Here is a 26,638-nt window from a genome sequence, read left to right as displayed (position 1 = left end):
AGCGCTACCATAGCGCGATTGAGATGACAGGAGACGTCCATGAGCGAGCAAACCATTCGTTTAACGCAGTACAGCCACGGAGCCGGTTGCGGTTGTAAAATTTCGCCGAAAGTGCTGGAGACCATCCTGCACAGTGAACAGGCGAAGTTTGTCGACCCGAACCTGCTTGTCGGCAACGAAACGCGTGACGATGCTGCAGTTTATGACTTAGGTAACGGCACCAGCATTATCAGTACTACCGACTTCTTTATGCCGATTGTCGACAACCCGTTCGACTTCGGGCGCATTGCGGCCACCAACGCCATCAGCGATATCTTCGCGATGGGCGGTAAGCCGATCATGGCGATTGCCATTCTGGGCTGGCCGATCAACACCATCCCGCCGGAAGTGGCCCGTGAAGTGATTGATGGCGGTCGTTTTGCCTGCCAGCAGGCGGGGATTGCCCTGGCCGGCGGTCACTCTATTGATGCGCCGGAGCCAATCTTTGGCCTGGCCGTTACCGGCGTGGTGCCGACCGAGCGCGTGAAGCGCAACAGCACCGCGCAGGCGGGCTGCAAACTGTTCCTCACCAAGCCGCTGGGCATTGGCGTGCTGACCACCGCCGAGAAAAAATCCCTGCTGAAACCGGAGCACAAAGGCCTGGCAACGGAAGTCATGTGCCAGATGAACCTCGCCGGTGCGGCGTTTGCCAATATCGACGGCGTGAAGGCGATGACCGACGTCACCGGTTTTGGCCTGCTGGGACACCTCTCCGAAGTGTGTCAGGGCGCGGGCGTGCAGGCGCAGGTCTGGTATCAGGACGTGCCGAAGCTGCCGGGCGTGGAGGAGTATATTGCTCAGGGCGCTGTCCCGGGCGGTACCCAGCGCAACTTCGCCAGCTACGGTCACCTGATGGGCGAAATGCCTGAGGAGTGGCGCAACCTGCTGTGCGATCCGCAAACTTCCGGCGGCCTGCTTCTGGCGGTCACGCCGGAATCCGAAGCCGAGGTTCAGGCCACTGCCGCCGAGTTCGGCATCACCCTGACGGCCATCGGCGAGCTGGTGACCGCGCGCGGCGGTCGTCCGATGATTGAGATCCGTTAATTCGATGCGGTTGTTTATTGCCGAAAAGCCGAGCCTGGCCCGCGCCATCGCTGATGTGCTGCCTAAACCGCATCGCAAAGGTGACGGCTTTATCGAATGCGGTAACGGGCAGGTGGTCACCTGGTGTATCGGTCACCTGCTTGAGCAGGCGCAGCCGGATGTCTATGACAGCCGCTACGCTCGCTGGAATTTAAACGATCTGCCCATCGTGCCGGAAAAATGGCGCCTGCAGCCCCGACCTTCGGTCACCAAACAGCTCAACGTGATTAAGCGCTTCCTGCATGAAGCCGCTGAGATCGTGCACGCGGGTGACCCGGACAGGGAAGGACAGCTGCTGGTGGATGAGGTGCTGGACTATCTTGAACTGGCGCCGGAAAAGCGCCAGCAGGTGCAACGCTGTCTGATCAACGATCTCAACCCGCAGGCCGTCGAGCGGGCGATTTCGCGCCTGCGCGCCAACAGCGAGTTTATTCCGCTGTGCGTCTCGGCTTTAGCCCGCGCCCGCGCCGACTGGCTGTACGGCATCAACATGACCCGCGCGTACACCATTCTTGGGCGCAACGCGGGCTATCAGGGCGTGCTTTCAGTGGGGCGCGTGCAGACGCCGGTGCTGGGGCTGGTGGTGCGTCGCGACGAAGAGATTGAGAACTTCGTCGCCAAAGATTTTTTTGAAGTGAAAGCGCATATCGTCACGCCTAAAGACGAGAGCTTTACCGCCGTCTGGCAGCCGAGCGACGCCTGCGAATCGTATCAGGATGAAGAAGGGCGTTTGCTGCACCGTCCGCTGGCGGAGCATGTGGTTAACCGCATTACCGGACAGCCGGCTATCGTCACCAGCTATAACGATAAACGGGAATCAGAACCCGCGCCGCTGCCGTTCTCGCTGTCGGCCCTGCAGATTGAGGCCGCGAAGCGCTTTGGCCTCAGCGCGCAGAACGTGCTGGATATCTGCCAGAAGCTCTATGAAACCCATAAGCTCATCACCTACCCGCGTTCGGACAGCCGCTATCTGCCGGAAGAGCACTTTGCCGGTCGCCACTCGGTGATGGACGCCATCGGCGTGCACGCGCCGGATCTGCTCCCGCAGCCTGCGGTAAACCCGGACACCCATAACCGCTGCTGGGATGACAAAAAAGTCGATGCCCACCACGCGATTATCCCGACGGCCCGCGCCAGCAGCGTCAACCTGACCGAGAACGAAGCGAAGGTCTATCACCTGATTGCCCGTCAGTACCTGATGCAGTTCTGCCCGGACGCGGTATTCCGCAAGTGCGTGATTGAGCTTGAGATTGCCAAAGGTAAGTTTGTCGCCAAAGCGCGTTTCCTCGCAGAAGCGGGCTGGCGCACGCTGCTCGGTAACAAAGAGCGCGACGAAGAGAACGACGGCACGCCGCTGCCGGTGGTCGCCAAAGATGACGAACTGCTGTGCGAGAAGGGCGAAGTGGTTGAACGTCAGACCCAGCCTCCGCGCCATTTCACCGATGCAACGCTGCTGTCGGCGATGACCGGGATCGCCCGGTTCGTTCAGGATAAAGATCTGAAGAAGATCCTGCGCGCCACCGACGGTCTGGGAACGGAAGCGACGCGAGCGGGGATCATCGAGCTGCTCTTTAAGCGCGGCTTCCTGGAGAAAAAGGGACGCTATATCCACTCAACGGAGCCGGGCCGGGCGCTAATCCACTCTCTGCCGGAGCTGGCCGCCAGGCCGGACATGACCGCACACTGGGAATCTGTGCTGACGCAGATCAGCGAGAAGCAGTGCCGCTATCAGGACTTTATGCAACCGCTGGTCGGGACGCTTTATCAGCTGATCGATCAGGCGCGCAGCACGCCGGTGAAAACGTTCAGAGGGATGGTTGCGCCCGGTAGTGGCGCGAAGAAACCGTTTAAAAAGAAAAAGAGCGCGGCCTGACACACGGTTTTCGCCCTCTCCCCGTGGGAGAGGGCCGGGGTGAGGGCACCTGGCCGCACGCGATAAACCTTAAATCACGCCCTGACCAATCATCGCATCCGCCACCTTCACGAACCCGGCGATATTCGCCCCGCGCACGTAGTTGGTTTGCGACGCCTCGCCGCCGTACTCCACGCAGGCATGGTGAATATCCAGCATGATGTGGTGCAGGCGCGCATCCACTTTCTCCGCCTTCCAGCCGAGACGCGCGGCGTTTTGCGCCATCTCGAGGCCTGAGGTCGCCACGCCGCCCGCGTTAGCGGCCTTGCCCGGCGCAAACAGCACGCCCGCCTCAAGGAACAGATCCGTCGCATCGATGGTGGTAGGCATATTCGCCCCTTCGGCCACCGCTTTTACGCCGTTGCTAATCAAGGTGCGCGCGGCGTCGACGTCCAGCTCGTTCTGGGTGGCGCACGGCAGGGCGATATCCACCGGCACGCCCCACGGCTGTTTCCCTTCCAGGTAGGTCAGGCCAAGCTCCCGGGCATAATCCGCCACGCGGCCGTCGCGGCTGGCTTTGATTTCACACAGGCGCGCCAGCTTCTCTGCCGTGAAGCCTGCTTCATCCACCACCGTGCCGCTGGAGTCAGAGGCGGTCACCACGCGGGCGCCAAGCTGCATCGCTTTCTCAATAGCGTACTGCGCCACGTTACCGGAGCCGGAGACCGCCACGCGCATGCCTTCAAAGCCTAAACCGTGACGCTTGAGCATCGCCTCGGTGAAGTAAACCAGGCCGTATCCTGTTGCTTCCGGGCGGATCAGGCTCCCGCCAAACGACAGCCCCTTGCCGGTAAAGACGCAGGCGCTGTTGTTGGAGAGCTTTTTCATCATCCCGGCCATAAAGCCCACTTCACGTCCGCCCACGCCGATATCACCGGCAGGAACGTCGGTATCCGGGCCGAGGTGGCGGTAGAGTTCGGTCATCAGCGCCTGGCAGAAGCGCATCACTTCCCCTTCGCTTTTGCCTTTCGGGTCGAAATCGCTGCCGCCTTTCCCGCCGCCCATCGGTAGCGTGGTGAGGGCGTTTTTAAAGGTCTGCTCGAAGCCGAGGAATTTCAGAATCGACAGGTTCACGGACGGATGAAAACGCATGCCGCCCTTAAACGGGCCAATCGCCGAGTTAAACTGAACGCGCCACGCGCGGTTAACCTGTACCTGGTTGCGATCGTCAACCCACGTCACGCGGAACTGGATCACGCGCTCTGGCTCGATCAGGCGTTCAAGCAGAGACATCTGGCGATAACGCGGGTTTTGTTCAAGGAAGGGCCACAGGGTGGTCATAACTTCACGCACGGCCTGAGCGAACTCGCTTTGGTGCGGGTCGCGCTGCTGAACATGGGCAAGGAAACTTTCCAGAGAGCGTGTCTGATCCATAGATATAAGAACCTCTTATCGTATTTTATGTTTATTACTTATGCGATTTGTGTTGTTTTTTTGACTATACCACCCGTACCGCTTTGTGAGGCAAGCAGAAATTTATAACGAAAGGGAAATTAATGAGAGGGCGGGCGTCATAACGAAAAGCGATGAAGAGATAAATTAAAGGTTCCGCTCTGGTTTACCGTTATAGTCAATATCAGGACACAACAGGAAGACAAGTCGATGAACCGTTATGTGATGACCGCGTTATGTTTGATGTTTACCGCTGGCGCTCAGGCTGACCGCATTCGTCCGGATGTGGAAGTGAATGTGCCGCCGGAAGTGTTTAGCTCCAGCGGCCAGAATCAAACGGTGCAGCCCTGCAATCAGTGCTGTATCTATCAGAATCAGAACTACTCGGAAGGGGCCGTTGTGAAAGCGGACGGCATTCTGCTGCAGTGCCAGCGCGACGAGCGCGCCATCAGCACGAACCCGCTGGTCTGGCGTCGCGTAAAATAATAAACGCTTCCAGCAGCGGAATATCCGCGGGGGCTAAGGGGTAGCCAAACGCCTCTTCCGGCGTACACCACGCCAGCGCGCTGTGGTAGTGCGCCGTGATATCGCCGCGGAAAGCAGGAACGTGCCAGGCATGCAGGTTAATCAACCGCTGCGAGACTTCCCGCTGGTGGCTTGCCACGTATCGTCCCGGCAGGGCGTCAATGCCCAACTCTTCACGCAGCTCGCGGATAAGCGCTTCTGGCTGGGTTTCTCCGGCCTCGACTTTACCGCCTGCAAATTCCCACATTCCCGGCTGGTCGGCGTGGACAGGGCGCTGCGCCAGTAAAATGTTGCCGTCTTTTTCGATGATGGCGGCAACGACATCGAGTGTTTTCAGCATGGTCGTCAATAATTGATAGCGAAAAAAGACATATTATCGTGCCCTTTCTCAGAGTCCAGTAAACAGGAGAATCAGGTGAAAGAGTCCCCCGCCTGGGTTGCCCCCCTCGAATCCCTTCCCGCCAGCCTAAAACCGATAGCCGCCATGCAGAAAAAGCATTTTGGCGCGGTGCTGAATCCCACCCGCTGGTGGGGGCGAATGCCGCGTCTGTTCTGGCTGGTGGCGCTGTTTGTCGGCTTTCTGGAGCGTCGTCACGCGCGCCTGACGCCCGCGCTGCGCTCGCTGCTCATGACGCGGGTATCCCAGCTCTGTCACTGCGCTTTCTGCATTGATGCCAATAGCCTGCGTCTGGCCGAGCGCTGCGGCACGCTGGATAAGGTTCAGGCCGTGAGCGACTGGCAGGATTCCGCCTTGTTCACCGAGCAGGAGCGCGCGGCGCTGGCCTACGCCGAGGCGATGACCGCCACGCCGCCCCGGGCGGATGAGACAGTCAGAACGGCGCTGAAACGCCACTTCACGGACGATGCCATTACCGAGATGACGGCGCTGATTGCGTTTCAGAATCTCTCCGCCCGTTTTAATGCCGCGCTGGATATTCCGGCGCAGGGGCTGTGCGCCACGTTTAGCGAGACTCCCCATGCTTGACCGTCACCTGCACCCGCGGGTTAAGCCCGCTCTGAATCGTCTGGTTTCCGTTCTGGATAAGCCGGGCATCACGCCCGACGGATTAACCCTGACCGGGTTTGCCATCGGCGTGCTGGCGCTGCCGTTTCTGGCCCTCGGCTGGTATCCGGCTGCGCTGGCTGCCATCGTGCTTAACCGCCTGCTGGATGGTCTGGACGGCGCGCTGGCGCGCAGGAGAGGGCTGACCGATGCGGGGGGATTTCTTGATATCGCGCTCGATTTTCTGTTCTACGCCCTGGTGCCGTTTGGCTTTGCGCTCGCGGCTCCCGCAGAGAATGCGCTGGCGGCCGCCTGGCTGCTGTTTGCGTTTATCGGTACCGGCAGCAGCTTTCTGGCGTTTGCGGCGCTGGCCGCAAAGCACGACATCGACAACCCCGGCTATGCGCACAAGTCGTTTTATTACATCGGTGGGTTAACGGAAGGGACGGAGACCATCGCGCTGTTCGTGCTGTGCTGCCTGTTCCCGGCGCACTTTACGCTGTTCGCGTGGGTATTCGGCGCGCTGTGCTGGCTGACCACCACAACGCGCGTCTGGAGCGGCTATGTGACGCTAAAGTCACTCACCCGTTAGAGCGCACTCTCTGGCCCGCGCTCTCCGGTGGTGACCGGGTTCTGCGGGTGACTGCTCCATTCGTACCAGCCGCCGTCATAGACGGCGACATTCTTCCAGCCCATCGCCCGGGCGTACATAAAGGTTTCTGACGCCCGCCACCCGGTGCCGCAGTAAAACGCGACGTGCTGTTCCGGCAGAATATTCCAGCGCTTCCACTGGGCGGCGATATCGTCCGCGCTGCGCATGGTGCCATCCGGGTTATGGAAATCTTCCATATGGGTCGCGTCGCTGCCCGCATGACCCCAGCGGGCACCGGCAATTTCACCTTTTGGCTTGATGTAGCTGTAGCCGCTGGTTTCGCCGATGAACTCCGGCCACGAACGAATGCTGACCAGGGAGGCATCCTGACGGTGCAGCATCCCGCGCGCCTGTTCCATATCAACCATCAGCTGCGGCTGGCCGGGGATCGGCGCGCCGAAATCGGGGGCAGGCGCCACTTTGCCGGGCGTGCCGCGTTCAACCGGCAGGCCTGCATCGGACCACGCCTTCCAGCCGCCGTCGAGAATACGCACATCCTTCACGCCCGCATACAGCATGATCTGCGCCACGCGCGCGGCGGCGTAAACGTCACGGCCATACAGAATGACGGTGGTGTCGTGACGGATCCCGTGCTTCGCCAGCATCGCTTTCAGCTTGTCGTCGGAGACTTTATTCCACAGCGGCTCGCTTTCCACCTCGTTGGTGTCGATGTAGCCCGCGCCGGGAATGTGGTTTAGCAGGTAAAACTTCGGTGCGCCCCAGGCGGCTTCAATCACTTTCCAGTCCCCCGCCGGCGCGGTGGTCACGGGTTTACCCTGCTGGAGGCGGTGGATCCACTGCGGGTAAACCAGCAGTTCAAAGTGAGGCAGGCGCTGAAGGCGGTCGGGCGTCTGCAGAGCGTCGCTGAGCAGCGAGACGTTGCGGTATCCGGCTTTCTCCAGGCGGGATTTCACCGCCAGGTTATCGTTCTCGTCGCCGTAGAGGGCGATGGCCGTCGCGGGCGTAAGCTGATGCTGTTTTGCCCAGCTCGCAATCTGCTCGTCGCTCATTGCGCCCAGCCAGGCGGCAGCCAGGTTGAGTGCGGCGGGTTCATGCCCGGAGGGGCCGCTGAGGGTCTGCGGCCAGCCGTTATAGAACGCGCTGGGGCGGGTGTCGACAGGCGTGCCGTGCTGTGCCTGAAGCTGGGAGAGCGTCATCGCGTTGGCCAAATCAGCCGCCAGAGAGGAAAAGGATGCGAGGCCGCAGAACAGGGCCAGCGCGGTCAGTTGAGAAACACGTTTCATCGAATAACCTGACGTCAGTAAAAGAGGGGGGCATTGTCGTCTCTCCCGAAACGGAAAACATTGCGTTAGCACATTATTGCCAGCGAGAAATCTCAATCAGCTCGCCGCCGGGCGGAATATCGTCCTCATCGTGCGTGACCAGCACCACCGGGATATTGCGCGCGCGGACGGCGCCAAAAACCCATGTCCGAAACGTCGTGCGCAGCGTTTTATCGAGGCGGCTGAACGGTTCGTCCAGCAGCAGCGCCTGCGGCTCTGCGAGCAGGGCCCGCAGCAGGCTGACACGGGCACGCTCCCCGCCGGAGAGGGTGGCCGGATCGCTGGCGTAATGACCGCTCAGCCCGGCGGAATCCAGCGCCTGCTCGACCGCTTCCCGACGCGCTCTCCCGACGATCCGCTCAGGCAAGGCCAGCAGCAAATTTTGCCCGACGCTGAACTGTTCAAACAGCAGCGCATCCTGAAAGAGAATGCCCAGCCCGCGGGCTTCAACAGGGAGGCTATCGCAGCGACGCGCGTCGAGCCACAGTTCGCCCCGCGCCTGGAAATCGTCTGACAGCGCGCCGACCATCCACGCAAAAAGGGTCGATTTGCCGCTGCCGGACGGCCCCATCAGGGTAACGATCTCCCCGCGAGGAACGCAAAAATTGACCTCGCGGAAAAGCGGTTCGATGGTGAGATCTTTTACCTTCAGCATTAACGTAATCCTTGACGGTAGCGGCCCGCGAGCCGGGATAACAGTGCGGCAAGACCGAACACCGTGCCCGTGACCAGCAATAATCCCAGCGCCCGGTTAGCGAGAGTCGGGATGCTGCCCCCGCTGCTGAGCGCGACGGTTTCGGTGGTCAGCGTGGCGAAGCGCCCCGCGCCAAGCCAGAGCGTCGGCATGTATTGCGCCATGCTGACGGAAAAACCAATAGCAAAGGCCAGCAGCGCCGGGCGCACCAGCAGGGGGCATTTCAGCAGTAGAAATATTTTTTCTCGTCGCCAGCCGAGCGTTCTGGCGGTAAGGATAAGCCTGGGATCGATCCGCCGCCAGGCGGGCTGCAGAACCAGCAGCATCCACGGCAACACCCACAGCAGATGGCTCCAGAGCACGGCGGCATAGCGCCCGTCGAGCCCCAGACACAATGCAATAAAGTATTGCCCGGTGACGAGCGGCAGCGCCGGCAGGGCGAGCGGTGACCACACCCACGCTGCGCCGCGCTGCGGTCCCCATTCCAGCCAGAGAAAAATGACGATGAGGGCGATCAGGCTCGACAGCAGGCCGAAGGAGAGGCTGGTCCCCACGGAACCCACGTCGCCCCCTTGCGCCAGCATCAGCAGTACCGCAGCGCACAGGATGCCGCACGCGGGCAGTAACCCGCTGAGTGCCCGCTCAGGCAGGGTGCGCTGAGACCTTCGGCGCGTCCCCGCGAGTTCCGGAATTGTGCGACGCCATACCCTCCAGAGGCCGTATCCGAGGGCGGCAAGCGCGGCCAGCAGCATAAGAAGAAACAGGCACAGCAGCATTCCTTTTGCCTGCTGCTGCGCGTCGCCCTGGCTTAGCCACTGCCAGGCCAGCACGGCCAGGGTGGGCGGGTTGCCGGGCCCGAGAACGATCGCCACGTCCACGACCGAGAGCGACCATGCCAGCACCGCCAGCATCACCGCGCCGAGGACAGGCGCGATCGCCGGGAGGATCAGCCAGCTGAGCGTCTGATAACGCCCGTAGCCAAAGGTCTGCAGGACGATCTTCTGCTGCGCGAGCCGTTGTTCCGGCAGTAGGGCGTAAATAGCCCACAGCACGAACGCGCTCTCTTTGACCGCGAGCGTCAGGCCCAGCCCGACGCCGTAGCGGTCAAACGGAGCCGTACAGAAGGTACAGAGCTGATAAAACAGACCGCCCTCGGCAAACAGCAGTAACGCGCTGGTGGCGAACGCCACATGGGGGATCGCCAGCAGCCAGGGCAGCCGGGTCGTGAGGCGCCGCCAGCGTTGACCTGGCCACAAAAGGCAGACGAAGAAAAGGGCAATCAGCAACGCCCCCAGCGTGGCGATGAGCGTTGAGACCAGCGTGGCGACGGTCGCCTGCGGTAGCTGCGGATCGTTCAGCAGCCGCTGCCAGTTTGTCGCAGAAAGCGCCGGTGCGAAAAGCATCACGCCGGCGGGCAGGATCGGCAGATAAATCACCGCCATCGCCAGCCAGACAAGCCCGCTCAGCGGGTGCCGTAACGACGCAGCCATTCCTGCTCCAGCGCGTTCACCCAGACGGACTGCGGCTCTGCAAGCACCTGCGGCAGCCCCTGAGGCGTATGGGCCAGCAGCTGTTTCGCTTCCTCTTCGGGCAGCGTTTTCGCATCCAGGACGCTCGGGTCTCCCCAGATGGCCGGGTCGGCCTTGCGGATTTGCGCCTGCGGTGACAGCAGGAAATTAGCGACTACCTTTGCGCCCGCGCTCGCGCCGGCATTGGCCGGGATAGCCACAAAATGGACGTTGCCGAGCATCCCGCTCTGGAAACCAAAGCTGTAGCTGTCGGCGGGCAGTTCGCCGCTCGCCACTTTCTGCTGCGCATGCGCCGGGTTAAAGGTCAGCGACAGGTTCAGACTGCCGCTGGCAAGCAGGGCATCCATTCGGGCAGGCGAGGGAGGGAAATCTTTTCCTTCGCGCCACAGCAGCGGGTGCAGCTTATCGAGGTAGGCCCAGAGCGGCGCCGTAACCTCAGCAAACGTTGCATCGGGCGCTTTTTGTAAAGCCTCAGGGCGATCGGTGAGCGTCAGCAGCAGCTGCTCAAGAAATGCCGTGCCGGTAAAATCGGGTGGGCGGGGATAGCTGATCTTACCCGGGTGCTGCTGCGCGTAGGCCTGCAGCGCCTGCGGATCCACCGGCGGCGTCGGCATGCTGGCTTTGCGGGCGATAAAGGTTAGCTGCGCGCCGCCCCACGGGGATTCCGCCCCGTCGGTTGGAATCGTAAAATCTTCCGTGACGGGTTTACGGGTATCGACATAGCGCCAGTTTGGCAGCGTCTGCGCCCATCCGGTTTGCAGCAGGTTCGCCTCTTTTAACGTGCGGAAGTTTTCGCCGTTGACCCACAGCAGATCAACCGAGCCGTTGGCCTTACGCCCCGCGGCGGCTTCCGTCTGGATCCGTTTTACCGCATCGGCGGCGTCCGCCAGCGGGACAATTTTTAGGGTAATGGCGTAGTGCGTTTGCATCTCACCGCTGACCCACTCAAGGTAGCGGTTGACCGCCGGATCGCCGCCCCAGGCGTTAAACCAGACGGTCTGGCCTTTGGCCTGCTGTTGGATAGCGTGCCAGCTTTCGGCGGCACAGAGGGGGGCTGCCAGCAGCAGACCGGTCAGGAACGCGCAAAAACGCACACGGCGCATAATGCCTCACTTTTTAACAGACGGGAGATAACGGGAAAACAGCCGGCGTGTCGCCAGCGGCAATAACCCCAGTAGTGTAAAGGCGATTAGCATGTCCGGCGACAAAATATCGCGCAGCGACGCCACTTTCCCCAGCTCGCGTCCGGCGTTCAGAAATACCACCGTCGCGGGCAGCATGGCGACCTGGCTGACCCACCAGTAGCGATATACGCCAATGCGGGTCAGCCCCATCAGCAAATTCACCAGGAAAAACGGGAACAGCGGCATCAGGCGCAGGGCAAAAAGATAGCCCGCGCCGTCATGCGCCATACCGGCGTTCACCGTTTTCATCTGCTGAGCAAACCGCCGCTGGACCCATTCGCGCAGCAGATAACGGCTGGCGAGCATCGCAAGCGTCGCCCCGAGCGTGGAGGCAAACGAGACCAGAAGGGTGCCTTCCCACAGGGGAAATAACGCTCCGCCCAGCAGGGTGAGGATAGCCGCACCGGGGATCGACAGGGCGGAGACCGCCACGTAGAGGGCAAAAAAGATCAGCGCGCTTCGCAGCGGCGCGTGGTTAACATGGGAGATGAGTGCCTGCTGGTGGGTTTTAATCCCGTCCAGGGAGAGTGTGCCTGGGGGAAGTATGACAAACGTCAGAATAAATGCGCCCAGAAGGGCGCACAGGAAAGCGAGTTTTCGAATGTTCACGCGTCATTACAGCTTGAATTTAGCCCACACCGGCGCGTGGTCAGACGGTTTTTCCATGCTGCGGATCTCGTAGTCGATCCCGGTTTCGATGCAGCGCTCTGCCAGCGGCGAACTGGCGAGCAGCAGGTCGATACGCAGGCCGCGGTTGTCGTCAAAGCCTTTTGAGCGGTAGTCAAACCACGAGAAGCGATCCTGCGTGTCCGGGTTGGCGGTACGGAAGGTATCCACCAGCCCCCAGTCCAGCAGGCGCTGCATCCACTCGCGCTCTTCCGGCAGGAAGGAGCATTTGCCGGTACGCAGCCAGCGTTTGCGACTGTCTTCACCGATGCCAATATCCAGATCGGTCGGGCTGATATTCACATCACCCATGATCAGCACCGGATTATCTTTGTTCAGTTCGGTGGTCAGGTAGTTCTGCAGATCCTGATAAAACTTGGCTTTGGCCGGGAATTTGGTCGGATGGTCGCGGCTCTCGCCCTGGGGAAAGTAACCATTAATCACGGTGATGTTCCCAAGCGGGGAAGGCAGTTCCGCCATAATGATGCGGCGCTGTGCTTCTTCGTCATCGCCGGGAAACCCGCGGCGGACTGAAACTGGCGTCTCTTTGGTCAACAGCGCAACGCCATAATGGCCTTTCTGCCCATGATAGAAGACGTTGTAGCCGAGCTTAGCCACCTCTTCGAGGGGGAACATGTCGTCGTGAACCTTAGTCTCCTGCAGACCGATCACATCTGGCTGATGTTGTTCAACGATAGCTTCAAGCTGATGAGGGCGGGCGCGCAGGCCGTTGATATTAAAAGAGACAAATTTCATAGTCGCTGCCAGTGCAAGGTGAATAGTGCATGGATGGTAGCAGAATTTGCGTCAACTGTTACCGGGTTCGGCCAATAACTGCGACAGATAATGCCGGTGGTGCAATATTTGCACCATTCTGACGCGCATCGCCCTCAAACAGGGCGTAAATGACCGATAAATTTCGCGAGCGATCACAATTCCAGAATTATATTTGGCCTGTGCATACTCTTTCTGATTTTCATGCGGCGAAGCGCCGCTTGTCGTAAAAATATTCACTTTTTATGCACTAACAGTGAATAACTCCATATTGTAACTTATTGATATTGTGTTACCTCAACCCGTTTATGCAATTTTATCGCTGGCTGGCACGAAGGCTGCAATCTACATTCACAGTGCAAACACTCAATTATTTAACATTCAAATAACTTTTTATTTACCGGATGAGGTCGCTATGTCTCTGTCAATTACGCGTGAAAATTTCGATGAATGGATGATGCCGGTTTACGCTCCGGCGGCTTTTATTCCGGTTCGTGGGGAAGGCTCGCGCCTGTGGGATCAGCAGGGTAAAGAGTATATCGACTTTGCAGGTGGGATTGCGGTCAACGCGCTGGGGCATGCGCATCCTGCGCTGCGTCAGGCGCTGAATGACCAGGCGGCGAAGTTCTGGCATACCGGCAACGGCTTTACTAACGAGCCCGCGCTGCGCCTGGCCAAAAAACTGATCGACGCGACGTTTGCCGAAAAAGTCTTTTTCTGTAACTCGGGGGCGGAAGCCAACGAAGCGGCGCTGAAGCTGGCGCGCAAATATGCGCACGATAAATTTGGTACCCACAAGAGCGGCATCGTGGCGTTTAAAAACGCCTTCCACGGGCGCACGCTCTTTACCGTCAGCGCGGGCGGCCAGCCTTCCTACTCGCAGGATTTTGCCCCGCTGCCGCCGGATATTCGCCACGGTATCTATAACGATCTGCAGTCCGCCAGCGAGCTGATTAACGACACCACCTGCGCGGTGATCGTCGAGCCGATGCAGGGCGAGGGCGGCGTGCTTCCGGCGCAAAAAGCCTTCCTGCAGGGGCTGCGCGAGCTGTGCGATCGCCACAACGCGGTCCTGATTTTCGACGAAGTCCAGACCGGCGTGGGCCGCACCGGCGAGCTGTATGCCTATATGCACTACGGCGTGACGCCGGACGTGCTTTCGACCGCCAAAGCGCTCGGCGGCGGCTTCCCGATTGGCGCGACGCTGACCACCAATAAATTCGCCAGCGTGATGACCGTGGGCACCCATGGCACCACCTACGGCGGCAACCCGCTGGCCACCGCCGTTGCCGGGCAGGTTCTCGACATCATTAACACGCCTGAGGTGCTGAAAGGCGTTAAGCAGCGTCACGACTGGTTTGTCGAGCGCCTGAATGCCATCAACGGCAAAACGGGGCTGTTTAAAGAAATTCGCGGCCTGGGGCTGTTAATCGGCTGCGAGCTCACCGCTGAGTTTGCCGGGAAAGCTAAACTTATTTCACAGGAAGCGGCAAAAGTGGGCGTGATGGTGCTGATTGCCGGTGCCAACGTGGTGCGTTTTGCGCCCGCGCTGATCGTCAGCGAGGAAGAGGTGCAAACCGGTCTGGACCGTTTTGCGCTGGCGTGTGAAAAAGTGAAATCCGGGGTGTCATCATGATGGTCATCCGTCCCGTTGAGCGCGGCGATCTCGCCGGGCTCATGCAGCTTGCCGGTAAGACGGGAGGCGGGCTGACCTCGCTTCCTGCCGATGAAAAAACGCTGTCGGCGCGCATTGAGCGCGCCCTGCAAACCTGGCAGGGGACGTTGCCAAAAAGCGAACAGGGGTATGTGTTCGTGCTGGAAGACACCGACACGGGGACCGTGGCCGGGATCTGCGCCATTGAAGTGGCCGTCGGGCTTAACGACCCGTGGTACAACTACCGCGTCGGCACCATGGTTCATGCCTCGAAAGAGCTGAACGTCTATAACGCGCTGCCCACGCTGTTTCTCTGCAATGACCACACGGGCGCCAGCGAGCTATGCACGCTGTTCCTCGACCCGGCGTGGCGCAAAGAGGGCAACGGCTATCTGCTCTCCAAATCGCGCTTTATGTTTATGGCCGCCTTCCGCGATCGCTTTAACGAAAAAGTGGTCGCGGAGATGCGCGGCGTGATCGACGACACCGGCTACTCGCCGTTCTGGGAGAGCCTGGGCGAGCGCTTCTTCTCGATGGAGTTCAGCCGGGCGGACTATCTCTGCGGCACCGGCCAGAAAGCCTTTATCGCCGAACTGATGCCGAAGCATCCTATCTATACCCATTTCCTCAGCCCGGAAGCGCAGGCGGTGATTGGCGAAGTCCATCCGCAGACCGCGCCTGCCCGCGCGGTGCTGGAGAAAGAGGGGTTCCGCTACCGGAACTATGTCGACATCTTTGACGGCGGCCCAACGCTTGAGTGCGATATCGACCGCGTGCGCGCGATCCGTAAAAGCCGGCTGGTTGAGGTCTCTGAAGGTCAGCCCGCGCCGGGTGACTGGCCCGCCTGTCTGGTATCGAACGAAAATTACGCCAATTTCCGCGCCATGCTGGTGCGTACCAACCCGAAATGTGAACGTCTGGTGCTGACGGCTGCAGAACTGGATGCCCTGAAATGTAACGCCGGCGATACGGTTCGCCTGGTGCGTCTCTGCCCTGAGGAGAAAACAGCATGACATTATGGATTAACGGTGACTGGGTCACGGGCGAAGGCGAAGAGCGCGTAAAGACCAATCCGGTTGGAAAAGAGGTGCTCTGGAAGGGGCATGACGCCAGCACCGCGCAGGTAGAACAAGCCTGCCAGGCCGCGCGCCGCGCGTTTCCGGCGTGGGCAAAACAGCCTTTCGCCGTGCGCCAGGGAATTGTTGAAAAGTTCGCCGGGCTGCTGGAGGCAAACAAGGCCGAACTGACGCGCATCATCGCGTCTGAAACCAGTAAACCTCGCTGGGAAGCGACAACCGAAGTGACGGCGATGATCAACAAAATCGCCATTTCGATCAAGGCGTACCACACCCGCACCGGCGAACAGCATACCGAGATGCCGGACGGCGCGGCCACGCTGCGCCACCGCCCGCACGGCGTGCTGGCGGTATTTGGCCCGTATAACTTCCCGGGACACCTGCCGAATGGCCACATTGTGCCTGCGCTGCTGGCGGGCAATACCGTTATTTTCAAACCGAGCGAGCTCACGCCATTCACCGGCGAGGCGGTGGTTAAGCTATGGGAACAGGCCGGCCTGCCGCCGGGCGTGCTGAACCTGGTGCAGGGCGGGCGGGAAACCGGTCAGGCGCTGAGCGCGCTGAGCGATATCGACGGTCTGCTGTTTACCGGCAGCGCCGGTACGGGCTATCAGCTGCACCGCCAGCTGGCAGGGCAGCCGGAGAAAATCCTGGCGCTGGAGATGGGCGGCAACAACCCGCTGATTGTGGAAGACCCTGATGATATCGACGCCGCGGTGCACCTGACGATTCAGTCCGCCTTTATTACCGCCGGACAGCGCTGTACCTGCTCCCGCCGCCTGCTGGTGAAGCGGGGCGCACAGGGGGATGCCTTCCTGAAACGTCTGGTTGAAGTGAGCGCGCGTCTGGTGCCTGCCGCGTGGGATGCTGACCCGCAGCCGTTTATCGGCGGGCTGATTTCCGAACAGGCCGCGCTGAACGTGCTTAAGGCCTGGCAGGACCACGTCGCGCGCGGCGCGAAAACCCTGCTGGAGCCGAAGCAGGTTCAGCCGGGTAGCTCGCTGCTGACGCCGGGCATTGTAGAAATGAGCGGCGCAAGCAACGTGCCGGATGAAGAGGTCTTTGGCCCGCTGCTGTGCGTCTGGCGTTACGACGATTTCGATGCGGCCATTGCGATGGCGAACAACACCCGCTACGGCCTGTCGAGCGGGCTGATTTCGCCGCATCGCGAGAAGTTTGAACAACTGCTGCTGGAAGCGCGCGCCGGGATTGTGAACTGGAATAAACCGCTTACCGGGGCCGCGAGCACCGCGCCGTTCGGTGGTGTAGGCGCGTCGGGCAACCATCGCGCCAGCGCGTGGTATGCCGCCGATTACTGCGCGTGGCCGATGGCGAGCCTGGAAACCCCGGCGCTGACGCTGCCGGAGACGCTTAATCCGGGGCTGGATTTTACCGGAGGGGATCGTCATGAAAGCGCGTGAGGTTAACTTTGACGGGCTGGTGGGGCTGACGCACCACTATGCCGGTCTCTCTTTTGGTAATGAAGCCTCGACGAAGCACCGCTTTCAGGTGTCGAACCCGAAGCTGGCGGCGAAGCAGGGGCTGCTGAAGATGAAGGCGCTGGCGGATGCCGGTTTCCCGCAGGCGGTGATCCCGCCGCAGGAACGCCCGAACGTGGCTGTCCTACGTCAGCTCGGCTTTAGCGGTACCGATGAGCAGGTCGTCGAAAAAGCGGGTACGCAGACCCCGCACCTGCTCTCCGCGGCAAGCTCCGCCTCCTCTATGTGGGTGGCAAACGCCGCGACCATCGCGCCGTCAGCCGACACGCTGGATGGCAAAGTTCATCTGACGGTGGCGAACCTGAACAATAAATTCCACCGCGCCACAGAAGCGGAAACCACCGAGCGTGTGCTGCGCGCCATTTTCAACCATGACGCCCATTTTGAGGTGCATCAGGCTCTGCCGCAGGTGGCGATGTTTGGCGACGAAGGCGCGGCCAACCATAACCGCCTGGGAGGCGACTATGGCGACCCGGGCCTGCAGCTGTTTATCTACGGGCGAGAAGAGGGGGGCCACGCCGCGCCAACCCGTTATCCTGCTCGTCAGACGCTGGCAGCCAGCCAGGCGGTTGCTCGCCTGAACCAGGTCAATCCTTCCCAGGTGGTTTTTGCCCAGCAAAACCCGCATGTGATTGACCAGGGCGTGTTCCATAACGACGTGATTGCCGTTTCTAACCGCCAGGTGCTGTTCTGCCACGAGCAGGCGTTTGCCCATCAGGAGAAGCTGCTCGCCACGCTGCATGAGCGCGTGCGCGGCTTCACGCCAATCCAGGTGCCAACGGAGGCGGTGAGCGTGCAGGACGCGGTAGAAACCTATCTGTTCAACAGCCAGCTGCTGAGCCGTGACGATGGCAGCATGATGCTGGTCCTGCCGCAGGAATCACGGGATCACAAAGGCGTGTGGCGCTACCTGACGGAGCTGGTGAAGGCCGATAACCCGATTGACGAACTGCGCGTGTTTGACCTGCGCGAAAGCATGGCCAACGGCGGCGGGCCAGCCTGTTTACGTCTGCGCGTGGTCTTGACTCAGGACGAAATGCAGGCGGTGAACCCCGCGGTCATGATGAACGATACGCTCTTTACGCGGCTGAATGACTGGGTCGATCGCTACTATCGCGATCGTCTGACGCAGGCGGATCTGGTTGACCCGCAGCTTCTGCGTGAAGGACGCGAGGCGCTGGACGCGTTATCGACAATCCTGCAGCTGGGATCGGTTTACCCGTTCCAGCGCTAAAGGAGTGGATATGGAAAATTTACTGGCGCTGACCCTGGCCGATGAGACGCCGGAACAGAAAGAGGGGGACGGCCCCTCATTTCGCTGGCGGTGGCTGGGGCGCGGGGTGCTTGAGCTGACGCCGACCGTAAAAAGCGATCTCTCGCTGCTGCTTTCAACGGGTATCCACGGGAATGAAACCGCGCCCGTTGAGATTGTTGATCTGCTGCTGCGTGCGCTGTATCGCAATGAGATCGAACTAAAGTGCCGCGTGCTGGTGGTGCTCGGCAATCCCCCTGCGCTGGCGCAAAACAAACGGTATCTGGTGAGCGACATTAACCGCATGTTCGGCGGCCGCTGGTCGCAGTTTCCGCAGAGCGATGAAACGGCGCGGGCAGAGTGGCTGGAGAACGTCGTGACCGCGTTTTTTGCCGTCGCGGGGCCGGGGCGCTGGCATCTGGATCTGCATACGGCAATCCGCGCGTCTTACCACGTTCGCTTCGGCGTTCTGCCGCAGCGCAGTCAGCCGTGGGATGAAGCGTTCCTGAGCTGGCTGGGTGACGCCGGGCTTGAGGCGCTGGTATTTCATCAGTCGCCGGGCGGAACCTTTACCCATTTCACCTGTGAACGTTTCGCTGCGCTGGCCTGCACGCTGGAGCTGGGAAAAGCGCTGCCGTTCGGCCAGAACGATCTGACCCGCTTTGCGCCTACGCATCTCGCCCTTCGGGCGCTGCTGGGAGGAACGGCTCCCGAGCACGCGCATCAGCCCGTTGAGCGGTACCGGGTCGTTCAGCAGATCACGCGCCGCAGCGATGCTTTCCTGCTCCATATGGCCGCGCACACCCTGAACTTCACCCCGTTCCGCAAAGGGGCGCTGCTGGCTGAGGATGGCGAGGAACGTTACGAGGTGCAGAAAACTACCGAGTATGTTTTATTCCCTAACCCCACCGTCGCGTTTGGCCTGCGGGCCGGGCTGATGCTGGAAAAAATATCCTGAACCTTTCCCCTCTCATCATCCGGGAGGGGGAAGCAAAAAACTTTTCTTAACGATTAAAGCGCTTGTGCTTGTTTTGCAGAATATTCCTGGTGAATTGCTTTATTATTGATCTGCACTTTGCTATACTCCTGCTAAATTTCTTTAAAATCATCGCATTGAATATTTTTTGTTGCAACTCTCCACGCTTTATCCTTATTTCCTCCACATTTGACGAAAATTTGTTTTTTACACTTTCATTGTTTTACCGTTGCTCTGACTAATTGACGATAAACCCCGTAAAGTTAATCTCGTCAACACGGCATAGCGCCGAAGAATAACTGAAAGAAAGGAAATAAATTATGCGTAAGTTTACTGCACTGTTTGTTGCTTCTACCCTGGCTCTGGGCGCTACCAGCATGGCGTTCGCCGCAGATACTGCGACCACTACGACTGCCGCGCCTGCTGAAGGCAAAATGATGATGCATCATAAAGGTCCGGGTATGCACAACGAGATGATGATGTTTAAGGATCTCAACCTGACGGATGCGCAGAAGCAGCAGATCCGCGACATCAGAAAAGGTGAACGCGACCAGATGAAACGTCCTCCGCTTGAAGAGCGCCGTGCGATGCATGACATCATCGCCAGCGACAGCTTCGATAAGGCGAAAGCCGAAGCGCAGATCGACAAAATGGCCGAGCAGCACAAAGCCCGCATGCTGGCTCACATGGAAACCCAGAACAAGATCTACAACATTCTGACCCCGGAACAGAAAAAACAATTTAATGCGAATTTTGAGAAGCGTCTGACAGAACGTCCGGCGATGGAAGGTAAAATGCCAGCACCAACCGAATAATCGGTTCACACTCTTAAGACCGCCGGGATCCTGTCCACAAAAGCGCAACCGCTGTGGACAGGACCGGCGGTTTTTCTTTCCTGCCCTCTTGCCTGCCGCCGCCAGCGCGGTATCCTCCTGTAGTCGCTTCAGAGAATGTTTGCAGAGTCATGGCGTTAGAATTTTTATTAACGTTCCGCTAAGGCCTGCCCGCTCTGCTGCCGATACTGTTTCTGTGAATACCCAACGATAACAAACAAGACAGCAACGATAGCGATATCCTTGCCCTGGCACGGGTTGTGCCATTCAGGAGTGGTGATGGAGTTCTTTGATATCCGTAAGATGCCGGTCAGCCTCTGGCGCAATGGTGCTGGTGAAACGCGTGAGATTTGCTGCTTCCCTCCCGCGACGCGCGATTTTCACTGGCGCGCCAGTATCGCGACGATTGCCAGCAACGGCGAATTCTCCTCGTTTCCCGGTGTTGACCGGGTGATTACCTTGCTGGAAGGGGGAGAAGTGACGCTGGACGCGGGTCAGGCGTTCTCCCATACCCTCAAGCATCATCAGCCCTACAGTTTTGCCGGCGATTTGCCGGTGAAAGCGCTGCTTTCAGATGGGCGGATGGCGATGGACTTTAATATCATGACCCGGCGCGACTGCTGCCGGGCGAAGGTGCGCGTTGCTGACCGAACCTTTACCACCTTTGGCTCACGCGGGGGCGTGGTGTTCGTGCTAAGCGGGGCGTGGCAGCTGGGCGATAAATTGCTGACGGCCGATCAGGGTGCCAGCTGGGAGGAGGGTACCCATACGCTGCGTCTGCTGGAGGCTCAGGGTACCTTATTGTTCAGCGAAATCACGTGGCTGCCGGGTCATTGAGCACAATGATCTCAAACTTTCCTGCCAGGACCGGTTTACAGAGAATTTTGTAGCCATCGTGGTCAAATCCGGCGGGCGTGCGCAACAGGGTTGCCGCGTCGTTGAGGTCGTCGACAGCGCCCAGCCAGAGCCAGTTATTGACGATGTGATACTGGGTCATGGCCTCGCCCACTTCTTTTAGCGCAACGGCGCTTTCCCAGGGCCAGCAGTTTACGCTGATGGCCGCCAGACCGGTGAGAAGCCGGGCGTGATGCGCCTCAACGCTCTCTTTCCCGCAGCAGGCACCGGCGCAGCGCTTCAGCGCGGATCGAAAACAGGCGCGTCCGCGGGTAGTTGCCTCCAGACCTAAAAGGCTGTAGCAAAGCTGTAAATCGTCCGCCAGCGTCTGCAGCGCCTGGAGCGCGGCGCGTTTATTGGCAAACAGCCCATAGAGATTCGGGGCATGAGAAAAATCGACGTCGCGCGCGTAGACGACCTGCGGCTTGCCATCGTTTATCTGCAGGGAGCAGAGCTGACGGTTGCGGCGCAGGCGCTTATTGAACAGCGGCTGTTGTTCTTTTATCAACCGCGCCTCCAGCAGCAGCGCGCCCATTTCTCCCGCCGTCTGGAACCAGGTAATGCGTCGCGACTGGCGCAGCATGGCGGCCTCGTCCGGCGTACGCAGATGGGATAACACCCGGCTGCGAATGTTAACGCTCTTGCCGATATAGAGCGGCAGGGTGTCGCTTTCACCGTGAAAGATGTACACGCCCGGCTGTTTAGGCAGCGCCTCAAGCCAGGGGCGAAGGTGTTCGGGATATTCGTAGATAGCCGCCGCTTCAAACTCAAGACGCGGGGCGGATTGACGCCTGCTCACATACTGCTCCATATACTGTTCAGGTATACAGTGTAGCAGGAGTGTGGTGGTTAAAAAAGAGCCGGGTGGCGGCTACGCCTTACCCGGCCAGGACGTGCGGCCTGATGCCCTCACCCCAACCCTCTCCCACGGGAGAGGGCGCAAACATTAAAAGCGGTAACCTGGTTACCGCTTTGCTTTATTTTTTCCAGAAGTCGTCAAACACCGTAATTGGCGTATGGCGCTTGTGCTCGGTTTTCAGATACCAGCCTTCGATGATTTTCGCGGTACCTTCATCCAGCTTTTTGCCTTCCAGATAATCATCAATGTTGTCATAGGTGACGCCAAGGGCCGCTTCATCCGGCAGGGAAGGGCGATCGTCTTCAAGGTCCGCTGTCGGCGCTTTCTTATACAGATGCTCAGGACAGCCCAGCGCGGCCAGCAGCTGCTTACCCTGACGCTTGTTAAGACGGAAGATAGGGTTAATATCGGTGCCGCCGTCGCCGTATTTGGTGAAGAAACCGGTGATCGCTTCTGCCGCGTGGTCGGTGCCGACGACAACGCCTTTGGTCATCCCGGCGATGCTGTACTGCGCTTTCATGCGCTCGCGGGCTTTCTCGTTGCCGCGAACAAAATCGCTCAGCTCAATGCCCGCTTCGCGAAGCGCCTGCTCGCTTGCCAGCACCGAGCCCTTAATATTAACGGTCAGCACGCGGTCAGGCTGAATGAAGGCAATGGCATCCTGGCAATCCTGCTCGTCCGCCTGTACGCCATAAGGAAGACGCACCGCGATAAACTGCAGTTTCTCATCGCCCGTCTCTTCGCGAAGCTCTGAAATCGCCATCTGGCAGAGTTTACCGGTCAGGGTAGAGTCCTGGCCGCCGCTGATGCCCAGCACCAGGGATTTCAGGAACGCGTTCTTTTTTAAGTACGATTTTAAAAAATCCACGCTGCGGCGGATCTCTTCATGTGCATCTACCGTAGGCTTCGCGCCCAGTGCCTGAATAATCTCTTGTTGCAGAGCCATCACGCCCTCCATATGCAGTACATAAACAGAATGTGTTAGCTGTTAAAACTAACCCTTTGGGCGAGAAACGACAAGGATCACAGTTTCGAGTGCGCTAATTTGCGCCGATTTAGCAGGTTATCGTTGTTTTATTAGAATTTTCCGAAATTCGTCTGGCGTAATCCACAAAGTTGAACAATAGTACTTTTTATCCCATGCTTAGATAACACGCTGATAAACAAGAGGACGGAATATGAACAAGAACGTAGCAGGAATTCTTAGCGCAGCGGCGGTACTGACTATGCTGGCAGGGTGTACGGCTTACGATCGCACCAAGGATCAGTTTACGCAGCCCGTAGTAAAAGACGTTAAAAAAGGCATGACCCGTTCGCAGGTAGCTGCGATTGCCGGTAAACCTTCTTCTGAAGTGACCATGATTCATGCGAAAGGGACCTGCCAGACCTATATCCTGGGTCAACGTGATGGTAAGGCAGAAACCTACTTCGTCGCCCTGGATGATACCGGTCATGTGATCAACTCCGGCTATCAGACCTGTGCTGAATACGACACCGATCCGCAGGCACCTAAGGCGCAGTAACCCTGCTTGCCTGAGGATGTTAACAAACCGGCCCATGGGCCGGTTTTTTTATGCATCAGAAAATCTTATTTCTTTGCGCGAATTATTTGCCCGAAATGTGAAGGGAGTCAACAAGCCAGGTCAATGAGAGACAATTTGAGTCTATCCAGAATTATCCCCTGTCTGTACCATTGCGTATACTCACTCCAACGATAAACAACAGTACGCAAGCTACCTGTCTGCCGGGACAGCGAGTCGAGTGATAGCGCGATGGCAGGTAGTTATATAAGAGGGAAATCACGATGGAAAAGAAACATATCTACCTGTTCTGCTCAGCGGGCATGTCAACGTCGCTTCTGGTGTCAAAGATGCGTGCGCAGGCTGAAAAGTATGAAGTCCCTGTGGTGATTGAAGCGTTTCCAGAGACGCTGGCGGGCGAAAAAGGCCAGACAGCCGATGTGGTTTTACTGGGGCCGCAAATTGCCTATATGTTGCCCGAAATTCAACGACTGTTACCCAATAAACCGGTCGAAGTGATCGATTCGGGGCTTTACGGCAAAATTGATGGTTTAGGTGTTCTTAAAGCTGCTGTGGCAGCCATTAAAAAAGCTGCTAATTAATTTTTATTTTTCCCGTCAAAGAGTTATTTCACACACAATACGCCGTAACATGCGTTACGGCATTTAAGGGTATTTTCCTATGAGTAAAGTCATCGCTTCACTTGAAAAGGTACTCCTTCCTTTTGCTGTTAAAATAGGAAAGCAGCCTCACGTTAATGCCATCAAAAACGGCTTTATTAAATTAATGCCGTTAACGTTGGCTGGGGCCATGTTCGTTTTAATTAACAACGTTTTTCTGAGCTTTGGTGAAGGTTCCTTCTTTTATTCATTAGGAATTCGATTAGACGCATCCACTATTGAAACCCTTAATGGTTTTAAAGCCATTGGCGGCAACGTCTATAACGGTACGTTAGGGATTATGTCGCTGATGGCGCCTTTCTTTATTGGGATGGCACTGGCAGAAGAGCGTAAAGTGGATCCGCTGGCTGCCGGGTTATTATCCGTCGCCGCCTTTATGACCGTAACGCCTTACAGCGTGGGTGAAGCCTACGCCGTTGGCGCCAACTGGCTGGGCGGGGCCAACATCATCTCCGGTATTGTTATCGGCCTGGTGGTGGCAGAAATGTTCACCTTTATTATCCGTCGCAACTGGGTTATCCGCCTGCCGGATAGCGTACCGGCTTCCGTTTCTCGTTCATTTTCCGCGTTGATTCCAGGCTTCATTATTCTCTCCATCATGGGGATTATCGCCTGGGCGCTCTCCCACTGGGGCACTAACTTCCACCAGATCATCATGGACTCTATCTCTACGCCGCTGGCGTCGATGGGTGGCGTGGTCGGTTGGGCGTATGTGATTTTCACTTCTCTGCTGTGGTTCTTTGGCGTGCATGGTTCACTGGCACTGGCCGCGCTGGACAGCGGGATTATGACCCCCTGGGCACTGGAAAACGTTGCGCTTTACCAGCAGTACGGCTCCGTTGACGCGGCGCTGGCAGCGGGTAAAACCTTCCATGTGTGGGCGAAGCCGATGCTTGACTCCTATATCTTCCTGGGCGGTACCGGGGCGACCTTGGGTCTGATCATCGCGGTCTTTATTGTCTCTCGTCGTGCTGACTACCGTCAGGTCGCGAAGCTGGCGCTGCCATCAGGCATTTTCCAGATTAACGAACCGATTCTGTTCGGTCTGCCAATCATCATGAACCCGGTAATGTTCATTCCGTTCATTCTGATTCAGCCGCTGCTGGCCGCGATCACCCTGACGGCGTATTACATGGGCATCATTCCACCGGTCACCAACATTGCACCGTGGACCATGCCGGCGGGCCTGGGCGCCTTCTTCAACACCAACGGCAGCGTCGCAGCCTTCCTGCTGGCGATATTCAACCTCGGGATTGCCACCCTGCTGTACATGCCGTTCGTGGCGATTGCCAACAAAGCCGCCACCATTATTGATGAAGAAGAGAGCGAAGAGGATATTGCCCTCTCACTGAAATTCTAAGATTGACCGGCGCGGGGAAGCCCGCGCCAGCCACAAGGAGCTTAAACATGTTAGATTTGGATAGTATTGTCGCAGACGAAGCCGTCGAGAACGATCTCGAAGAAGTGGTGATGGGGCTTATCATCAACTCCGGACAGGCCCGCAGCCTGGCCTATGCCGCACTGAAGCAGGCCAAGCAGGGGGATTTCGCCGCGGCGAAAACCATGATGGACCAGTCACGCACGGCGCTGAACGAAGCGCACCTGGTGCAGACAAAGCTGATTGAAGGCGATCAGGGCGAAGGGAAGATGAAGGTCAGCCTGGTGCTGGTCCACGCGCAGGATCACCTGATGACCTCGATGCTGGCGCGTGAGCTGGTGGCAGAGCTCATCGAGCTTCACGAGAAAATGCACTGAGTCGGATTTCGCAGCAGGAGGTCAGCACGATGGAAATTAAAACCGCACTTGAACAGCAGCTGTTTAATGGCAAAAATTTTCACGTGGTTATCTACAACAAGACGGAGAGCGCCAGCGGTCTGCACCAGCATGACTACTACGAGTTCACGATTGTTCTGACCGGCCGCTACTACCAGGAGATCAACGGTAAGCGCGTCCTGCTTGAGCGAGGGGATTTTGTCTTCCTGCCGATGGGGTCTTATCACCAGAGCTTTTACGAATTTGGTGCCACCCGTATTCTGAACGTGGGCGTCAGCAGACGCTTCTTTGAGAAGCACTATCTGCCGCTGGTGCCGTTCTGCTTTGTGGCATCCCAGGTCTATCGGGTCAAAAACGAGTTCATGACCTGGATTGAAACGGTTATCGCCTCGCTTAACTTCCGCGACAATGAATTTGATGAGTTTATTGAAACGGTGACCTTCTACGTGATGAACAGGCTGCGCCATCATCGTGATGAGCAGCAGGTGACGGATGATATTCCACAGTGGCTGCGCAGCACCGTTGAGCTGATGCATGATAAAGGCCAGTTCAGCGAAAATGCGCTGGAAAATATGGTGTCACTGTCGGGGAAATCCCAGGAATATCTGACCCGCGCGACGCAGCGCTATTATCGTAAAACACCCGTGCAAATTATTAATGAAATCCGCATTAATTTTGCAAAGAAACAGCTGGAAATTACCAACTACTCTGTCACCGATATTGCTTACGAGTCAGGATACAGTAGTCCAAGCCTGTTTATTAAGACCTTTAAAAAATTGACTTCATTCACACCGAACAGTTACCGGAAGAATTTAACGGTAATTAATTAACTTTCGGCGGATTACCCGCCACAAATATTGCTTTAATGGCTTGCCCAAATAGCGGG

General features: G+C 58.3%; 27 protein-coding genes. 17 read left to right on the top strand and 10 right to left on the bottom strand.

The features are described 5' to 3' along the window. Positions 1-39 precede the first annotated feature (39 nt). Entirely contained in the window at positions 40-1,083 is a 1,044-nt protein-coding gene (selD, locus tag ADJ24_RS00135; protein WP_008500702.1) for a selenide, water dikinase SelD, read from the top strand. A 4-nt stretch (positions 1,084-1,087) separates the two neighbouring features. Next, the gene (locus tag ADJ24_RS00130; RefSeq protein WP_023311262.1) at positions 1,088-2,995 is read left to right on the top strand and encodes a DNA topoisomerase III; all 1,908 of its coding nucleotides are present in this window, start codon (positions 1,088-1,090) and stop codon (positions 2,993-2,995) included. 69 nt (positions 2,996-3,064) lie between these two features. Here ADJ24_RS00130 and gdhA read toward each other — a convergent pair whose 3' ends face one another. Continuing rightward, positions 3,065-4,408, bottom strand: coding sequence for an NADP-specific glutamate dehydrogenase (gene gdhA / locus ADJ24_RS00125; RefSeq protein ID WP_023311263.1), 1,344 nt, complete (start codon positions 4,406-4,408; stop codon positions 3,065-3,067). A 228-nt stretch (positions 4,409-4,636) separates the two neighbouring features. Between gdhA and ADJ24_RS00120 the strand changes: the two genes are divergently transcribed. Continuing rightward, the gene (locus ADJ24_RS00120) at positions 4,637-4,912 is read left to right on the top strand and encodes a DUF1496 domain-containing protein (RefSeq protein WP_023311264.1); all 276 of its coding nucleotides are present in this window, start codon (positions 4,637-4,639) and stop codon (positions 4,910-4,912) included. Here ADJ24_RS00120 and ADJ24_RS00115 read toward each other — a convergent pair. Then, complete coding sequence (locus ADJ24_RS00115; RefSeq protein ID WP_023311265.1) at positions 4,875-5,291, bottom strand: pyrimidine (deoxy)nucleoside triphosphate diphosphatase; 417 nt, start codon at positions 5,289-5,291, stop codon at positions 4,875-4,877. The genes ADJ24_RS00120 and ADJ24_RS00115 overlap by 38 nt on opposite strands. Positions 5,292-5,366: 75 nt before the next feature. Between ADJ24_RS00115 and ADJ24_RS00110 the strand changes: the two genes are divergently transcribed. After that, on the top strand, positions 5,367-5,936 hold the full coding sequence (locus ADJ24_RS00110) for a carboxymuconolactone decarboxylase family protein (RefSeq protein WP_023311266.1): 570 nt from the start codon (positions 5,367-5,369) through the stop codon (positions 5,934-5,936). After that, positions 5,929-6,546, top strand: a complete 618-nt coding sequence (locus tag ADJ24_RS00105) for a CDP-alcohol phosphatidyltransferase family protein (protein ID WP_023311267.1) — start codon at positions 5,929-5,931, stop codon at positions 6,544-6,546. The genes ADJ24_RS00110 and ADJ24_RS00105 overlap by 8 nt, the downstream gene beginning before the upstream one ends. Here the strand turns inward: ADJ24_RS00105 and ADJ24_RS00100 are convergent. The 6 genes from ADJ24_RS00100 to xthA form a co-directional block, all read right to left on the bottom strand. Next, positions 6,543-7,850, bottom strand: a complete 1,308-nt coding sequence (locus tag ADJ24_RS00100; protein WP_023311268.1) for a sulfurtransferase — start codon at positions 7,848-7,850, stop codon at positions 6,543-6,545. The two genes, ADJ24_RS00105 and ADJ24_RS00100, sit on opposite strands and share 4 nt — an antisense overlap. Before the next feature lie 73 nt (positions 7,851-7,923). Continuing rightward, entirely contained in the window at positions 7,924-8,544 is a 621-nt protein-coding gene (locus ADJ24_RS00095; protein ID WP_023311269.1) for an ATP-binding cassette domain-containing protein, read from the bottom strand. Next, positions 8,544-10,073 carry a thiamine ABC transporter permease gene (locus ADJ24_RS00090; RefSeq protein ID WP_023311270.1) on the bottom strand — a complete coding sequence of 510 codons (1,530 nt, stop codon included), beginning with the start codon at positions 10,071-10,073 and terminating at the stop codon, positions 8,544-8,546. The genes ADJ24_RS00095 and ADJ24_RS00090 overlap by 1 nt, the downstream gene beginning before the upstream one ends. Beyond that, a complete protein-coding gene (locus tag ADJ24_RS00085) occupies positions 10,046-11,206 on the bottom strand; it encodes an ABC transporter substrate-binding protein (protein ID WP_048701763.1) in 1,161 nt (386 codons plus the stop codon). The genes ADJ24_RS00090 and ADJ24_RS00085 overlap by 28 nt, the downstream gene beginning before the upstream one ends. Before the next feature lie 15 nt (positions 11,207-11,221). Next, complete coding sequence (locus tag ADJ24_RS00080; protein WP_023311272.1) at positions 11,222-11,905, bottom strand: TVP38/TMEM64 family protein; 684 nt, start codon at positions 11,903-11,905, stop codon at positions 11,222-11,224. 6 nt (positions 11,906-11,911) lie between these two features. Next, on the bottom strand, positions 11,912-12,718 hold the full coding sequence (xthA, locus tag ADJ24_RS00075) for an exodeoxyribonuclease III (RefSeq protein ID WP_023311273.1): 807 nt from the start codon (positions 12,716-12,718) through the stop codon (positions 11,912-11,914). 433 nt (positions 12,719-13,151) lie between these two features. Here xthA and astC point away from each other — a divergent pair, with 433 nt between their 5' ends. From astC to ves, 7 genes are all read left to right on the top strand, one after another. Further along, positions 13,152-14,372, top strand: a complete 1,221-nt coding sequence (astC, locus tag ADJ24_RS00070) for a succinylornithine/acetylornithine transaminase (protein WP_023311274.1) — start codon at positions 13,152-13,154, stop codon at positions 14,370-14,372. Next, a complete protein-coding gene (astA, locus tag ADJ24_RS00065; protein ID WP_023311275.1) occupies positions 14,369-15,403 on the top strand; it encodes an arginine N-succinyltransferase in 1,035 nt (344 codons plus the stop codon). The genes astC and astA overlap by 4 nt, the downstream gene beginning before the upstream one ends. Beyond that, positions 15,400-16,887: a succinylglutamate-semialdehyde dehydrogenase gene (gene astD / locus ADJ24_RS00060; RefSeq protein WP_023311276.1), complete on the top strand. Its 1,488-nt coding sequence runs from the start codon at positions 15,400-15,402 to the stop codon at positions 16,885-16,887. Before astA ends, astD begins: the two co-directional genes overlap by 4 nt. After that, positions 16,874-18,199 (top strand): N-succinylarginine dihydrolase, encoded by a 1,326-nt coding sequence (astB, locus tag ADJ24_RS00055; protein ID WP_023311277.1) that lies wholly within the window; start codon positions 16,874-16,876, stop codon positions 18,197-18,199. Before astD ends, astB begins: the two co-directional genes overlap by 14 nt. A 10-nt stretch (positions 18,200-18,209) precedes the next feature. Then, positions 18,210-19,175 (top strand): succinylglutamate desuccinylase, encoded by a 966-nt coding sequence (gene astE / locus ADJ24_RS00050; RefSeq protein WP_023311278.1) that lies wholly within the window; start codon positions 18,210-18,212, stop codon positions 19,173-19,175. A gap of 338 nt (positions 19,176-19,513) precedes the next feature. After that, the gene (gene spy / locus ADJ24_RS00045; RefSeq protein ID WP_023311279.1) at positions 19,514-20,008 is read left to right on the top strand and encodes an ATP-independent periplasmic protein-refolding chaperone Spy; all 495 of its coding nucleotides are present in this window, start codon (positions 19,514-19,516) and stop codon (positions 20,006-20,008) included. 297 nt (positions 20,009-20,305) lie between these two features. Next, entirely contained in the window at positions 20,306-20,863 is a 558-nt protein-coding gene (gene ves, locus ADJ24_RS00040) for an environmental stress-induced protein Ves (protein ID WP_023311280.1), read from the top strand. On the opposite strand, the gene cho is transcribed toward ves, so the two are convergent. Together cho and nadE are read right to left on the bottom strand one after the other, a co-directional pair. Then, positions 20,841-21,731 (bottom strand): excinuclease Cho, encoded by an 891-nt coding sequence (gene cho / locus ADJ24_RS00035; RefSeq protein WP_171843727.1) that lies wholly within the window; start codon positions 21,729-21,731, stop codon positions 20,841-20,843. The two genes, ves and cho, sit on opposite strands and share 23 nt — an antisense overlap. Before the next feature lie 166 nt (positions 21,732-21,897). Beyond that, positions 21,898-22,725: an ammonia-dependent NAD(+) synthetase gene (gene nadE / locus ADJ24_RS00030; protein WP_023311282.1), complete on the bottom strand. Its 828-nt coding sequence runs from the start codon at positions 22,723-22,725 to the stop codon at positions 21,898-21,900. Positions 22,726-22,957: 232 nt separating this feature from the next. Between nadE and osmE the strand changes: the two genes are divergently transcribed. The 5 genes from osmE (at position 22,958) to chbR (ending at position 26,582) form a co-directional block, all read left to right on the top strand. Beyond that, entirely contained in the window at positions 22,958-23,302 is a 345-nt protein-coding gene (gene osmE, locus ADJ24_RS00025; protein ID WP_010430142.1) for an osmotically-inducible lipoprotein OsmE, read from the top strand. Positions 23,303-23,583: 281 nt separating this feature from the next. Next, the gene (chbB, locus tag ADJ24_RS00020) at positions 23,584-23,901 is read left to right on the top strand and encodes a PTS N,N'-diacetylchitobiose transporter subunit IIB (protein ID WP_008500676.1); all 318 of its coding nucleotides are present in this window, start codon (positions 23,584-23,586) and stop codon (positions 23,899-23,901) included. A 79-nt stretch (positions 23,902-23,980) separates the two neighbouring features. After that, positions 23,981-25,339, top strand: coding sequence for a PTS N,N'-diacetylchitobiose transporter subunit IIC (gene chbC / locus ADJ24_RS00015; protein ID WP_023311283.1), 1,359 nt, complete (start codon positions 23,981-23,983; stop codon positions 25,337-25,339). A 47-nt stretch (positions 25,340-25,386) separates the two neighbouring features. Continuing rightward, entirely contained in the window at positions 25,387-25,734 is a 348-nt protein-coding gene (gene chbA, locus ADJ24_RS00010; RefSeq protein WP_023311284.1) for a PTS N,N'-diacetylchitobiose transporter subunit IIA, read from the top strand. Between the two features lie 5 nt (positions 25,735-25,739). Next, positions 25,740-26,582 (top strand): transcriptional regulator ChbR, encoded by an 843-nt coding sequence (chbR, locus tag ADJ24_RS00005; protein ID WP_074177191.1) that lies wholly within the window; start codon positions 25,740-25,742, stop codon positions 26,580-26,582. Positions 26,583-26,638: the final 56 nt, after the last annotated feature.

Source organism: Enterobacter sp. 940_PEND, assembly GCF_001059415.1.
In the GTDB taxonomy this organism is placed as follows: domain Bacteria; phylum Pseudomonadota; class Gammaproteobacteria; order Enterobacterales; family Enterobacteriaceae; genus Enterobacter; species Enterobacter cloacae_M.
Note: the sequence above shows the minus strand (reverse complement) of the source record. Positions and strands in the feature narration are given on the sequence as shown.